Source organism: Luteimicrobium album, assembly GCF_030161555.1.
In the GTDB taxonomy this organism is placed as follows: domain Bacteria; phylum Actinomycetota; class Actinomycetes; order Actinomycetales; family Cellulomonadaceae; genus Luteimicrobium; species Luteimicrobium album.
The window spans coordinates 4,080,083-4,092,834 of the sequence record NZ_BSUK01000001.1 but is presented as its reverse complement, the minus strand read 5'-3'; the positions used below and the strand labels follow the sequence as shown (position 1 = coordinate 4,092,834).

Annotated in this window: 13 protein-coding genes and 3 tRNA genes; 7 read left to right on the top strand and 9 right to left on the bottom strand. The window is 73.6% G+C overall.

From position 1 onward, the window contains the following. Position 1: 1 nt before the first annotated feature. The 3 genes from QQK45_RS20985 to QQK45_RS20975 are packed head-to-tail and all read right to left on the bottom strand — an operon-like array spanning position 2 to position 1,628. Complete coding sequence (locus tag QQK45_RS20985) at positions 2-418, bottom strand: DUF3054 domain-containing protein (protein ID WP_284294842.1); 417 nt, start codon at positions 416-418, stop codon at positions 2-4. Then, positions 415-1,059, bottom strand: coding sequence for a Pr6Pr family membrane protein (locus QQK45_RS20980; RefSeq protein ID WP_284294841.1), 645 nt, complete (start codon positions 1,057-1,059; stop codon positions 415-417). The genes QQK45_RS20985 and QQK45_RS20980 overlap by 4 nt, the downstream gene beginning before the upstream one ends. Further along, positions 1,056-1,628: an NUDIX hydrolase family protein gene (locus QQK45_RS20975; RefSeq protein ID WP_284294840.1), complete on the bottom strand. Its 573-nt coding sequence runs from the start codon at positions 1,626-1,628 to the stop codon at positions 1,056-1,058. Before QQK45_RS20975 ends, QQK45_RS20980 begins: the two co-directional genes overlap by 4 nt. 115 nt (positions 1,629-1,743) lie before the next feature. On the opposite strand from QQK45_RS20975, the gene trxA reads away from it, so the two are divergent. Then, the gene (gene trxA, locus QQK45_RS20970) at positions 1,744-2,121 is read left to right on the top strand and encodes a thioredoxin (RefSeq protein WP_284294839.1); all 378 of its coding nucleotides are present in this window, start codon (positions 1,744-1,746) and stop codon (positions 2,119-2,121) included. Positions 2,122-2,142: 21 nt separating this feature from the next. On the opposite strand, the gene QQK45_RS20965 is transcribed toward trxA, so the two are convergent. Beyond that, positions 2,143-2,225 (bottom strand) — tRNA-Leu (locus QQK45_RS20965). A gap of 101 nt (positions 2,226-2,326) precedes the next feature. Beyond that, entirely contained in the window at positions 2,327-2,806 is a 480-nt protein-coding gene (bcp, locus tag QQK45_RS20960; RefSeq protein ID WP_284294838.1) for a thioredoxin-dependent thiol peroxidase, read from the bottom strand. A gap of 269 nt (positions 2,807-3,075) precedes the next feature. On the opposite strand from bcp, the gene QQK45_RS20955 reads away from it, so the two are divergent. Beyond that, complete coding sequence (locus tag QQK45_RS20955) at positions 3,076-3,372, top strand: GroES family chaperonin (protein ID WP_284295138.1); 297 nt, start codon at positions 3,076-3,078, stop codon at positions 3,370-3,372. Between the two features lie 53 nt (positions 3,373-3,425). Then, positions 3,426-3,501 (top strand) — tRNA-Lys (locus QQK45_RS20950). A 107-nt stretch (positions 3,502-3,608) separates the two neighbouring features. On the opposite strand, the gene QQK45_RS20945 is transcribed toward QQK45_RS20950, so the two are convergent. Continuing rightward, positions 3,609-7,523, bottom strand: a complete 3,915-nt coding sequence (locus QQK45_RS20945) for a discoidin domain-containing protein (protein ID WP_284294837.1) — start codon at positions 7,521-7,523, stop codon at positions 3,609-3,611. A 136-nt stretch (positions 7,524-7,659) separates the two neighbouring features. On the opposite strand from QQK45_RS20945, the gene trmB reads away from it, so the two are divergent. From trmB to QQK45_RS20930, 3 genes are all read left to right on the top strand, one after another. After that, complete coding sequence (gene trmB / locus QQK45_RS20940) at positions 7,660-8,415, top strand: tRNA (guanosine(46)-N7)-methyltransferase TrmB (protein WP_284294836.1); 756 nt, start codon at positions 7,660-7,662, stop codon at positions 8,413-8,415. A gap of 16 nt (positions 8,416-8,431) precedes the next feature. Then, positions 8,432-9,370, top strand: coding sequence for an ATP-grasp domain-containing protein (locus QQK45_RS20935; RefSeq protein ID WP_284294835.1), 939 nt, complete (start codon positions 8,432-8,434; stop codon positions 9,368-9,370). Between the two features lie 120 nt (positions 9,371-9,490). Then, positions 9,491-9,565 (top strand) — tRNA-His (locus QQK45_RS20930). 52 nt (positions 9,566-9,617) lie between these two features. Here QQK45_RS20930 and orn read toward each other — a convergent pair. After that, positions 9,618-10,286 (bottom strand): oligoribonuclease, encoded by a 669-nt coding sequence (gene orn, locus QQK45_RS20925; RefSeq protein ID WP_284294834.1) that lies wholly within the window; start codon positions 10,284-10,286, stop codon positions 9,618-9,620. Between the two features lie 541 nt (positions 10,287-10,827). Here orn and QQK45_RS20920 point away from each other — a divergent pair. Beyond that, positions 10,828-11,424 (top strand): phosphatase PAP2 family protein, encoded by a 597-nt coding sequence (locus QQK45_RS20920; RefSeq protein ID WP_284294833.1) that lies wholly within the window; start codon positions 10,828-10,830, stop codon positions 11,422-11,424. A gap of 7 nt (positions 11,425-11,431) precedes the next feature. On the opposite strand, the gene QQK45_RS20915 is transcribed toward QQK45_RS20920, so the two are convergent. Then, on the bottom strand, positions 11,432-12,055 hold the full coding sequence (locus QQK45_RS20915) for an energy-coupling factor transporter transmembrane component T family protein (protein ID WP_284295137.1): 624 nt from the start codon (positions 12,053-12,055) through the stop codon (positions 11,432-11,434). Then, on the bottom strand, positions 12,055-12,747 hold the full coding sequence (locus tag QQK45_RS20910; protein ID WP_284295136.1) for an energy-coupling factor ABC transporter ATP-binding protein: 693 nt from the start codon (positions 12,745-12,747) through the stop codon (positions 12,055-12,057). Before QQK45_RS20910 ends, QQK45_RS20915 begins: the two co-directional genes overlap by 1 nt. Positions 12,748-12,752: the final 5 nt, after the last annotated feature.

Here is a 12,752-nt window from a genome sequence, read left to right as displayed (position 1 = left end):
GCTAGCGGGCCGGGCGGCGGCGGGCCACCACCCACGCGAGCGCGCGCCACCCGACCAGGCCCAGACCGAGGAACACCGCGGCGACGACCTGGAAGCTCGGCGCGATGCCCTGGCCGGTCGCGAGGCGCAGCAGCATGCCGACGGCCCAGGTCGCGGCCCACACGGCCACGGCCGTCGGCCACAGGGCGAGCGGGCGGCGCCACGCGCGGGCCACCAGCCAGCCGACCGCGACGCCCACGAGGAACGGCCACGCCGTCGCGAGGACGCCTGCGATCCCTTCGTGCTCGTCGTGCGAACGGCGACCGATCGCCGCGAACGCGACCACCCACACGACGTCCGCCAGCGCGGCGAGGACCGCCGGGCGCCAGGGCGGCGCTGCGGCTCGGGGCGAGGTGCTGGGGCTCGGCTCGGGGGTCATGCGGCGTCTCCGGGTCGGGGCGGGAGCTTGCGGTCCACGAACCCGGCGAGCGCGGCGAGCGCGAGGAGGAGCAGCGCCACGACGAGCGTCGCGGTGAGCGCTCCGGTGTAGCCGTGCAGCGTCACGTCGAGGAACGGGTACGGGTACCAGCCGACGACGGCGCCACGGACGAAGGTGTAGGCCACCCACGCGAGCGGAGCCACCGGTGTCCACGCAAGCGTACGGGCATCGATCCGCGGCCTGGGACCCGTCAGAAGCCACACGAGCACGCACAGCGGCGGGCACACGTAGTGGAGCAGAGCGTTCGACACCTGGCCGGCGGTCGTGAGGTCGGCGACCCCGCGCAGGACCGTCACGTAGACGAGCCCGGTCACCGTGATGCAGACGACGCCGTCGAGCCGTGCGACGCGGAAGACCCGGCCGTCGCGTCGTGGATCCAGCACGAGCAGCGCCGCCACGACCGCCACCAGGAGGTTCGACAGGATCGTGAAGTAGCTGAAGAGCCGGACGACACGCTCGAGGGTCGATCCGGCGGGGCCGGGGTCGTCGGTGAGCGCCCGCGCCAGCTCGATCCCGATCCCGGTGCCCGACACCACGAGGACCGCGGCGTGCAGGGCGCGGGCGGGACCCGACCGCGTCACGGCAGGCGGCCGACGTGCGCCATGGCCTGCCGCAGGAGCGTGCCCTGACCGCCGTGCATCTCGAGCTGCACCTCGTCGCTGCACGCCTGCTCGGGCGTCAGCCAGGCCAGGTCCAGCGCCGACTGCTGCGGCTGGGCGTCGCCCGAGATCGGCACCACGTACGCGAGCGACACGGCGTGCTGGCGCGGGTCGTGGTAGGAGGTGATGCCCGGCGTCGGGAAGTACTCGGCGACCGTGAACGGCTGCGGCGACGGCGGGACCAGGGGCAGCGCCACCGGGCCGAGATCCTTCTCGATGTGCCGCAGGAGCGCGTCCCGGATCCGCTCGTGGTACATCACGCGCCCGCTCACCAGGGCCCGGGTCATGGCGCCCGTGGGGCTCACGCGCAGCAGCAGCCCGACCGCGACCACGTCACCCGACTCGTCGACCCGCACGGGCACCGCGTCGACGTAGACGAGCGGGAGCTGGGCACGGGCCGCCGCGATGGCCTCCGGCGTGAGCCAGCCCGCGGGGTGGGGGCGCTCGGGCGGGAAGTCGTCGTCGGGCGGGAGGTCGGCGGTGTCGGTCACGGGTCCAGTTCTACCGTGTGCGTGCCCGACGGCGCACGGCCGAGTGCCGCCGACCCGGGAATACCGCGCCTCCCGGGATCGCTGTAGCGGGCGGAACCCGATGGAAGGAAGCCAGATGGCCACCCAGGCAATCACGGGCGAGACGTTCGAGAAGACCGTCCTCGACAACGACATCGTCCTCGTCGACTGGTGGGCGTCGTGGTGCGGCCCATGCCGCATGTTCGCGCCCGTCTTCGAGCAGTCCTCGGAGGAGAACTCCGACATCGTCTACGGCAAGGTCGACACCGAGGCGGAGCAGGGTCTCGCCGCGATGGCGCAGATCACGTCGATCCCGACGCTGATGGCGTTCCGCGAGGGCGTGCTCGTGTTCTCCCAGCCCGGCGCGCTGCCCGCGTCCGCGCTGCAGCAGGTCATCGACCAGGTGCGAGGCCTCGACATGGACGACGTGCGCGCCCAGATCGAGAAGGCCAAGGAAGCCGCGCCGCAGAACTGAGCCGGCTGTCGGCAGCACCGGTGCGCGAGGCGGGATTCGAACCCGCACGCCCGAAGGCACCGGAACCTAAATCCGGCGCGGCTGCCTGATTACGCCACTCGCGCGCGAGCGCCAGTCTACGCACGACGGCCGGTCACCCGTTCGGGTGATCGGCCGTCGTCGTCCGTGCGTGCGCCACTCGGCGCCGTGTCGGGCTGCTGCCCCGTCAGCTCGCGTCGATCCCGAGGTCGCGGCGCAGCTTCGCGACGTGGCCCGTCGCCTTCACGTTGTACTGGGCGAGCGCGACCTTGCCGTCCTCGTCGACGACGACCGTCGACCGGATCACGCCCGTGTAGGTGCGGCCGTAGTTCTTCTTCTCGCCCCACGCCCCCCACGCCTCGAGCGTCGTGTGCTCGGTGTCGCTCACGAGCGGGAACGTGAGCTGCTCGTCGGCGACGAACTTCGCGAGCTTGCCGGCGTCGTCGGGCGAGACCCCCACCACGTCATAGCCGGCGCCCTGGAGCGAGGCCAACGAGTCGCGGAAGTCGCACGCCTCCTTGGTGCAGCCCGGCGTCCCGGCCGCCGGGTAGAAGTACACGACGACCCTGCGTCCCCGGTGGTCCGCGAGGCGGTACGTGCCGCCGTCCGCGGTCGGCAGCGTGAGGTCGGGTGCGTCGTCGCCGACGGCGAGGCGGTGCGCGGTCATCGGGTTCCTCCGGTGGGTCGTGGGGTCCGTTGTGACTTTAGGCGAGCGGAGCGCCAGAGGCGGCACCGGTCGGTCGCCGAGGAGCCGAGATCCGTACGCCGAGGCCGGTCCGACGAACGGATCTCGGCTCCTCGACGACGACGCACAGCCCCGCGGGCCGTGGTGTGCGGACGGGCGTCGGACGGTCCCACCGCGGCCGGTAGCGTTGACCCGTGAGCACGACCCCCACCGCCGCCGAGACGCCCGGCCAGCCGCACCTGCCCGTCCGCATGCTGCACGACCGGCTCCTGGTGCTCCCCGAAACCGACTCGGCCGAACGTCAGACGTCCGCGGGGCTCGTGATCCCCGCGACCGCCGTCGGGCCCAAGAAGCTCGCCTGGGGCGGGGTCGTCGCGGTCGGCGAGAACGTCCGCCGGGTCGAGGTGGGGGACCGGGTGCTGTTCGACCCGGACGAGCGTGCGGAGGTCGACCTGGCCGGCAAGGACTACGTGCTGTTGCGCGAGCGCGACGTGCACGGCGTCTTCGAGCAGCCCGCCGCCGGCGAACGGACCGGCCTCTACCTGTAGCCCGAGGAGCCGATTTCAGGGTCAGGGCCGGAGGCTGCTACTCTTCTTCTCGCGCGCCATTAGCTCAATTGGCAGAGCAGCTGACTCTTAATCAGCGGGTTCGGGGTTCGAGTCCCTGATGGCGCACCACCACCCACACGCCGAAGGCCGCCCGCGCGTCGCGGGCGGCCTTCGCCGTTCCTGCAGGGCCTGGGCGTATCAGCGTCGCTTCACGACCGTGAAGACCTGCTTCCTCGTCACCGAGGACGTGGCGGAGCCCCGAGGTACGCGACGTCGAGCGTGTGCCGGCCCGCGCTCAGCGTGGCGGGCAGCGCCACCACGGTCGTTCCCAGGAGCAGGGTTGCCGTGCGCACGGGCGCGCCGTCGACGGACACGCGGACCGCCCCACCGAGCAGCGTGCCGCGCGAGCTCACGTGGACGCCGACGAGCTCGGGCAAGCCCTGGACCGTACGGTCGGGCGCCACCACGGTGAGCGCGGGAACGGGGTCCTGGGCCGCGCCCGGCGGCACGGCTGCCAGCGAGGCGAGGTCGGCGTCGCCGTCCTTCCACTGCGTGGACACCGCGACGTAGCGGGTGGTGGCGCCCACGTGGACGACGCCGGTCGGCGCACCCTTCGACGTGCCGCCCACGTCGTGGAACGTGAGCCCGTCGTCGCTCACGGAGACGACGGACGCGGGCACCTTGGTCCCGTCCCACTGGAGCACCACGGAGCCGACGGCGCGCGCGGCACCGAGGTCGACGACCATCCTCCCGTCCGGCCCGGGGGTCCAGGAGGTGGCGGGGTCGCCGTCCACCGCGCGGGCAGGCGAGGTCATCCCGTCCGGCAGCACGGAGCCCGGGAAGGTGATCGTGCTCAGCGCGAGGTCCTGGACCGGGAACGGTGAGGCCGTGGCGAAGGTGACGGTGGCCGGGCGCTGCGACGTGACCACGGCGGTCCGGCGGTCGCCGGTCTCGACGTTCTTCACGCTGAGCGTCCCAGCGGAGCCGCCCTGCACCGTCAGCGTCCGGCCGTCCTCGACGGTGGTCTCGAGCCCGCGGCGGGCCGCGGAGACCGGGACCTCGAACCGCGGTGCCAGGACGCCGGCGGTGCCCGCGGGCACCGTGACGGTGAGCGTGGACGAGCTTGCCCCGAGCTTCTGCCGCCCCTCGAACAGCGACACGTCGCCGCCGCCGTAGGGCAGCGTGACCTGCGTGGTGATCTCCGAACCGGTCAGGTTGAACAGGGACAGGTAGCCGTCGAGGGTGCTCGCGAGCAGCCCGGCGTCGCCCGTCGTCGGCTGAGGGAGCGCCGCCTCGCTCTTCGTGGCGGAGGCGTCGCCCGGGAGCATCTCCACGAGGAACGGCGAGGTGGCGCCGTCGGGCGAGTCGGCGAGACGCACGACGTGGTGCGCGTCGTCCTCGCGGGACACCGTGACCGGCGCGGCGGACCCGCGGACGACGAAGCCCGCCTTGCCGTCGACGTCGAGCCAGTTCCCCCGGGTGCTGGTGATCTGGTCCCCGGTGTACCGGAAGGTCGCGGCATCCGTCCACGTGGTGCCGTCGAGCGACGTCTGGACCCGGTACTGCCTGCCCGCGGCCGCCTCCCAGGCGAGCTGGACCGACGCCACCTGCGTGGGCGTGCCGAGGTCGACCTGGAGCCACGAGTCGTCACGGGAGCGGTCGGCCACCGACACGGCCCACCGGGTCGTCGCGCTCGCGTCCGTGACGGCGCTCGCGGGGTTCCCCGACGCCGCGCTGGACGCGGTGGCCGGACGGCCCGCAGCGGCGTCGACGCCCGCCGGCGTGTATGCGCGGAACGAGTACAGCGAGTAGCCGTAGGACGCGTCGCCCTGGACACCCTGCATCCGGACGTACCGGGCTTCGACGGGTGCCGGCGACGACGCGCCCGACGGCGTGAGGTCGACCGAGTCCACGCGCTTGGCGTTCGTGTCGAGCGGGTTGGCGGCGCCGTAGGCCGTGCGGGTGGTCCACGTGACGCCGTCGGTCGAGGTCTGCACGAGGTAGCGGGCGCCCGCGGCGGCCTCCCAGGCCAGCCGCACCGCGCCGACCGTCTGCTCCGTGCCGAGGTCGACCTGGACCCACGAGTCCGCGCGGGTGCGCTCGGCCGTGGACACGGCCCAGCGGGTCGCCGGGTCGCCGTCGGTGACGCGGACCGCCGTCCGGCCGTTCGCGGCGTCCTCGCTCGAGGCCGTGGCGGGCCGGCCCGCGGCCAGGTCGGCCGTGGCGGACCCGTCGGTGCCGTAGACGTGCAGCGCGTACAGCGAGTACCCGTACTTAGTGTCGCCCTGCTCGCCGAGCATGCGCACGTAGCGTGCCGTCACGGGCATGGTGAGCGCGAGATCGTCGACACGAGCCGCCTGGGCGTCCGCGGGGTCGGCGGGACGCGTGACCGGCAGGCTCTCGGTGGTCGAGCCCTCCGCCGTCGTGTAGGTGCGGGAGCCGTCGAGCCCGTCGTAGCCGGACATGTCGAGGTTGCGGACCGTCACCGTCCCGTCGTCGCGTCCCGCGCCGCTCGACGCGTACGCGGCGCCGCCCGTGGGGAGCGTCACCTGGCCCGCGTACCCGCCGCCGAGACGGAACATCGACGCGGTGCCCTCGAACCCGTCCCGCGGGGCCGTGTAGGTCGTCGTGGTCCGGTCGTCGACGGGCGTGCTGGTCCGCGGGTAGAGGAACGGGGTCGTGTCGGACTCGTAGAAGAGCCAGCTGTCGTGCTGCGGTGCCCACGGGAACTTGACGTAGCCGGCGCGGCTCGACGCGCCCGCCCAGGCGTCCGCCGACTGTTGCACGGTGAGGCCCGCCTCGTCGCCGTAGTCGCGCACCCCGGCCAGGTGCGAGAAGAAGTCGGCCTCGGAGGTCGGCTCGACGACGCCGTCGGCGGACTCCGCCGCGTGCACGTGCAGGAGGTAGGCGATGCCGATCTCGGCGCGTGCCTCGGGCTCATACTTCGGCTCGCCCGAGAACTTCGTGAGCCGGTCGGTCGGCGCGTACGCCTGGTAGTCGGCGAGGGCGTCCGCGAGGTTCGCCTCCGCACGAACCGCGTCAGGGTCGCGCAGCACCTGGCCGACGAACGCCACCGGGAGCACGTCGCGGCCGTAGAGGAACTCGCGGTCGTTCTTCATCGGCATGAACGGTTCGCCCTGGTCGGACATGAGCAGCTCGAGCGAGCGCCACAGCTCGGCCGAGTTCGGCTGCTGGGTCAGGATCGCGGGCAGCGGCTGGTCGTTGAGGATGAACTGGATCGCGTTGCGCCCGCCCGAGCGCCAGATGTCGGACTGGTAGTGCGGCTCGACCGACCCGTGGTTGTCGACGACGTACGTGTCGTAGATGTTGTGGGTCGTGTTGCTCGAGATCGGCTTGCCCGCGACGACGGCCGGGTTGTTGGCGTCGGCGGTCGGCTGGCCGGCGGCATTGCGCAGCCAGTCGCCGAACTGGGTGGACCAGCGTCCGGCGTCGGCGTCGTCGGGCGCCCACGCGAGCCCCGGGGCGAGGGCCTGACCGTAGACGCCGGACTCCTCCTGCGCGGTGTCGCCGTCGTACTTGCCCGTGGGCCAGTCCGCGGTCCAGGTCCCGGAGAGCGGGTCCTGCCCGTAGTCGAGGTCGGCCGTGTACTTCGCCTGCCCGACGGCGATGGTCGTGAGGTTCGCCTGAGTCTGCGCGTCCAGGTCGTCCCAGAGCAGGCGGCCCGCATCGAGGAAGTAAGACTCGAACGTCGAGTCCCAGAAGAGCTGCTTGCCCCACGTCCCCTTCGGGTTCACGAGCCGGTTGAGCGCGGCGTAGTGCTCGATCGTCGCGACGGTCTGTTGGCGCAGGACGTCCTTGGAGACGCCGGCGAGCTTCTCGTCGTAGTCGCCGTGCGTCAGCAGGACGGCGTTGCCCAGGACGACGTCGAAGTCGAAGTCGGCGGCCTTGAAGACACCGGCGGACGAGTCCCAGACGGTCTCTGCCCACCGCGTGTGGCGCAGCAGCGCCGCGTAGTACTGCGCCGCGATCGGGTCGGGGGCGTCGTAGGCGGCGCGCTGCGCCGACGCGGGGGCGCCGGCCGCGACGGCCGGCGCGATGGCGGCGCCGGGGATCGCGACGGCCGCGGCGGCGACGCCGACCACGGCCCGCCGGAAGAGGTCGCGGGCGCGCCGGCCCCGGGGTGACGACATGGTCTCCATGCTCGATTGCTTCCTCGGAATCGGGTGGAAAGGCGGGCCTGCGGTGCGGGTCCGAGGGCAGTCTCGACCCCATATGGCAACGCTGTCAATCCGGGACGACGACGGCCGCCCACCTAGACTGGGGCCCGTGCCCGATCCCGCCACCACCACCGGAGCGCCGTCGTCCTACCGGTCGGTGCCGGTCTCGTTCGTGCGCCGCAGCCGTCGGCTGAGCGACGCGCAGCAACGGCTCTGGGACGAGCAGCGGCGTCGTTACCTCGTCGACGTGCCGCGTGCCGCGGCGTCGACCTCCGTCGAGGCGAGTTTCGTCCTCGACCTCGGCGCCGTGCCGCCCGGTACGGGGCCGCTCGTCGTCGAGATCGGCTCCGGGCAGGGCGATGCCGTCGTCGCGGCCGCCGCAGCGCACCCGGGTGTTCGCTACGTCGCCGTCGAGGTGTACGAGCCGGGTCTCGCGCACACCGCCCGGCAGGCCGCCGAGGCCGGCGTCGAGAACCTGCGCCTCGTCCAGGCCAACGCGCCCGAGGTGCTCGCGTCCGCACTGCCCGAGGCGAGCGTCGACGAGCTCTGGGTCTTCTTCCCCGACCCGTGGCGCAAGTCCCGGCACACCAAGCGGCGCCTCGTCGACGAGGCGTTCCTCCCGCTCGCGTCGCGCGTCCTCGTCGACGGCGGCGTGCTCCGGTTCGCCTCCGACTGGCAGCCGTACGCCGAGCAGGTCCGCGATCTGCTCGAGGCTGCACCCGGGTTCGTGCGTCACGGTGAGACGAGGCCGGACGGGTGGGCGCCGCGCTTCGAGGGTCGCGTGCTGACGGGTTTCGAGCGCAAGGGCACCGCCGCGGGCCGCGTCGTGCACGACCTCGCCTACGCGCGCAGGCCCCGCCGCTGACGCCTAGGCTCGGGGTGTGACCGACGACTTCGCCCCCAGCCGTCTTCGTGCCGCGCTCGTGACCTGCGCGGAGCTTCCCGACCTCGACCACGACGACGTCCCCCTCATCGCCGCGCTCGCCGACCGGCGCGTGGCCGCCACCCCGGCCGTGTGGGACGACCCGGACGTCGACTGGGCGTCGTACGACCTCGTCGTCGTCCGCTCCGCCTGGGACTACGCGCCGCGGCGGGACGAGTTCGTCGCGTGGGCGCGGACGGTGCCCAGCCTGCTCAACCCGGCCGACGTCATCGCCTGGAACAGCGACAAGGCGTACCTGCGTGAGCTCGCGGAGCACGGCGTGCCCACCATCCCGACGGTGTGGCTCGACCCGGACCGGAACCTCAGCGCCCGGGCCGTGCACACCCGGATGCCGGCGCACGGCGACTTCGTGATCAAGCCCACCGTCAGCGCCGGGGCGCAGGGCACGGGGCGGTACGAGTCGGGGGACGCGACGGAGCGCGGGCTCGGGATCCGGCACGCGCTCGAGCTGCTCGGGCAGGGCCGGCACGTCATGATCCAGCCCTACCAGCAGGCCGTCGACACGACCGGCGAGACGGGCCTGGTCTTCGTCGACGGCCGGTTCTCGCACGCCATCTCCAAGCGCGCGCTCCTCAGCGGGCCGTACGACGCCGATGACGCCGCCTTGTACGTCAAGGAGCAGATCGACCGCGCTGTCGCCACGCCGGAGCAGCTCGCCGTCGCGGAGCGGACCCTGGCCGCCGCGGCGGAGGTCCTGCCGAGCGCGGCCAAGCCCCTCTACGCGCGGGTCGACCTTGTGCCCGACGCGCTCGGCGCGCCGCAGCTGATCGAGCTCGAGCTCACGGAGCCGTCGCTGTTCCTCGCGTACGACGGTGACGCGCTCGACCGGTTCGCCGACGCCATCGCGCTCCGGGCGCTCCGGGCCCGGGTGTCGTAGGCCGCGCAGTCGCCGGGGTGGTCACGGAGACCCCCGGCGACCGGGTACACTTTTCGTCGGCCCCGGGTGCGGCAAGCGCCGGGGTCGAACCGCGGGATTCGTGGCAGCACGCCCCGCATGGTGGGTATAGCTCAGCTGGTAGAGCACCTGGTTGTGGTCCAGGGGTCGCGGGTTCAAGTCCCGTTACTCACCCCAGAACGAAGGCCCGGGTCCGATCGGACCCGGGCCTTCGTCGTCCGCCGGTCCGTCAGGCCTCGGCCTCCGCGGCGGTCGACGAGCCGGCGCGCGACGGCTCCGCGAGCACGCGGGCCGCGACGGCCTTGGCCGACTTGGAGTCGGGACCCGGCTGCGGGACGAACAGCGCTTCGCGGTAGTAGCGCAGCTCGTCGATCGACTCGAGGATGTCGGCGAGGGCCCGGTGGCCACCCTGCTTCTTGGGGGCCTGGAAGTACACGCGCGGGTACCAGCGGCGGGCGAGCTCCTTGATCGACGACACGTCGACGATCCGGTAGTGCAGGTGCTCGACGAGCTCGGGCATGTCACGGTCGAGGAACGTCTTGTCGGTCCCCACGGAGTTCCCGGCGAGGGGCGCCTTGTTCGGCTCGGGGACCCAGGTGCGGACGTAGTCGAGGACCTGCGCCTGCGCGTCGGCCATCGTGGTGCCGCCGGCGAGCTCGTCGAGCAGGCCCGACGACGTGTGCATGGTGCGCACGTAGTCGCCCATCTGCTCGAGGGCCTCGGCTGGCGGGGTGATGAGGACGTCGATCCCGTCGCCGAGCACGTGGAGCTCGGAGTCCGTGACGACCGCGGCGACCTCGATCAGCGCGTCCGCGGTGAGCGACAGGCCCGTCATCTCGCAGTCGATCCAGACGATCCGGTCGGTGCTGGGGCTGGGGGATGGCGTCAGGGTGCTCACGACCACAGGGTACGTGCCGCGGCCGACGGTGTGCCGTCCGTCACCGGGCCGGGACGGACGAGTGCCCCGCCGCTCCGGCCGGGTGGGCCGGTGCCGACGGGGCACTCGGGGTCGTGCGTGCTGCGACGGGACCGTCGCCGGCTCTGCTCCGGCGGTTGGCCCCGGTGGTGCGGGTCATGCGGCCCTGCGGTGCGGCACGCGGGTGCGTGCCGGGACGCGCGAGGTGACGAAGCGCATGGCCTCTCGGCGTCGCGTCGCCTCCTCGAGCTCTCTCTCCTGGCGATGTCCGCGGCGCGGAACATCATCTCGGGATGCATCGTGTTCTCCCTGCTGTGCGTGTGATGTGCGAGCCGGCCGGGCTGATCAGACCTGGTCGCGTGCTGCGGATGTCCGCAACGTGCTCGTGGACCTCACCGCGGTGATGGCTCAAGCCTCCCAGCAGGGTGTGACACAGCGCACGGTCTTTTCGGCGCCCGTAGGGTGCGGGCATGGGGAGCCTCGTCGGACGGCGCGCACGGCCTGGTGGTCGTCGGCGGCGGCCGTGCTGGTCTTCGTCGCGGTGCTCGTGCAGGTGGCGACGGGCGCGGGGCTCGCGCACGCCGACGAGCCCGTCCTCGCCTGGTTCGTAGCGCACCGCACGCCCGCCGCGACACGTGTCCTGACGGTGGTCACGGACCTGTTCGGCGCCGTCGTCCTGCCGGCCGCGGTGGCCGTGGGCTGCGCGCTGTGGTGGTGGCGCGGGGCGCGGTGGTGGCGACCCGTGCTGCTGGCCGCGGCGATGGCCGTGCAGGCCGTCCTGGCGCTGGTGCTCAAGGCCGCGATCGCCCGCCCGCGCCCGCCCGACCTGACCCAGACCGTCCCTGGGGCGGTGGTCACGCACTCGTTCCCGTCCGGTCACACGATGGCGGCGGCCACCCTGACGACGGCCCTCGTCTGCCTGCTCGGGGTCGCCCGGGGAAGGTCCGCGCGGTGGCGGTGGGCGGCGTCGTCGGGCGCGGTGGCGGTCACGGCGCTCGTGGCGCTGAGCCGCCTGTACCTCGGCTACCACTTCGTCACGGACGTGGTCTCCGGGGCCGCCCTGGGGTTCGCGGTCGGGGTGCTCGTGCTCGTCCCGCATCGCCCGGCCCCAGCGCTCTGAGGGGCTGTCAGTCGTCGACGCCGCGCGCCCGCAGGGCGTCGCCGAGCGCGTCGGCCCGGCGCAGGGTCCCGACGACGAGCGGCACGGCGAACGCCCGGAGGTCCCGCTCGTGCCCGCGGGCGCGCTGGGCGTCGTGGACGTCGTCGGCGAGCGCGGCGAGGACCGGTACGGACCGGATCGCGAGCGCGAGGACGAGGGCGACCCGCTCCGGCCGGACGCCCACGACGCGCAGGGGCCGCGCGCCGTGCTCGATCGCGGTGAGCACCTCGGTCGTGCGGGTCGTCAGCACGACGAGCGCCGCGAGCGCCACGAGCAGCACGAGCCGCGCGCTCAGCACGGCCGCGCGCGCCGGGCCGTGCGCCCACCACTGGAGCGCGAGCACCGCGGGCACGAGCCAGACCAGCGGCCGGAGCTGCACGAGCAGGGCGCGCGGCCCGACCCGGGATGCGACGGCGACGGCGAGCACGAGGACCGCGAGCGCCCCGACGCCCGACCAGGAGCGCACCAGCAGCACGGCGACCGAGACGACCGCGAGTGCCGCGAGCTTGAGGCCCGCGGGGGCGCGGTGGACCACCGAGTCCCGCGGCACGTACGCGCCGAGCAGCCCGGCGCCCGAGCGGAAGCGGCCCATCACGCCCCCATGAGCCGGCGGTAGAAGGCGAGCGCGGGGGCGGGCTCGTCGTCGGCGACGACGCGGCCGTCGTCGACCACGAGGACGCGGTCGTAGCCGTCGAGGACGTCGAGGTCGTGGGTGACGACGACGACCTGCTGCTCGACGGAGCCGAGGAGCCGCCCGATCGCGCGGGCGTTGCGCAGGTCGAGGAGCGTGGTCGGCTCGTCGGCCACGAGCAGGCGCGGCCGGGTGACGAGGACCGACGTGATCGCGAGGAGCTGCTTCTGGCCGCCGGAGAGGAGGTGGGCGGGGTGGTCGGCGTGGCCGGCGAGACCACGCTCGACGAGGGCGGCGTGCACGACGGCGGCCCGCTCGGCCTCGGGGAGGCCGGGTTCGCCCCGTCGGGGGCGCAGGGAGTAGGCGACGTCCTCGGCGACGGTCGGCATGACGATCTGCGCGTCCGGGTCGGTGAACACGAACCCGACGAGGCGGCGCACCGCCGCACCCTGCGTCCGGGTGTCGAGCCCGCCGACGGCCACCTGACCGCGCGTCGGGACGACGAGCCCGTTGAGGAGTCGGGCGAGCGTCGACTTGCCCGAGCCGTTCGCGCCGACGACGCCGACCCGGTGCTCGGCGAGCTCGAGGTCGATCCCGCGCAGCACGTCGCGCTCGCCGAGCCGGACGTGGACGTCGTCGAGGCGGACGGTCAACGGGA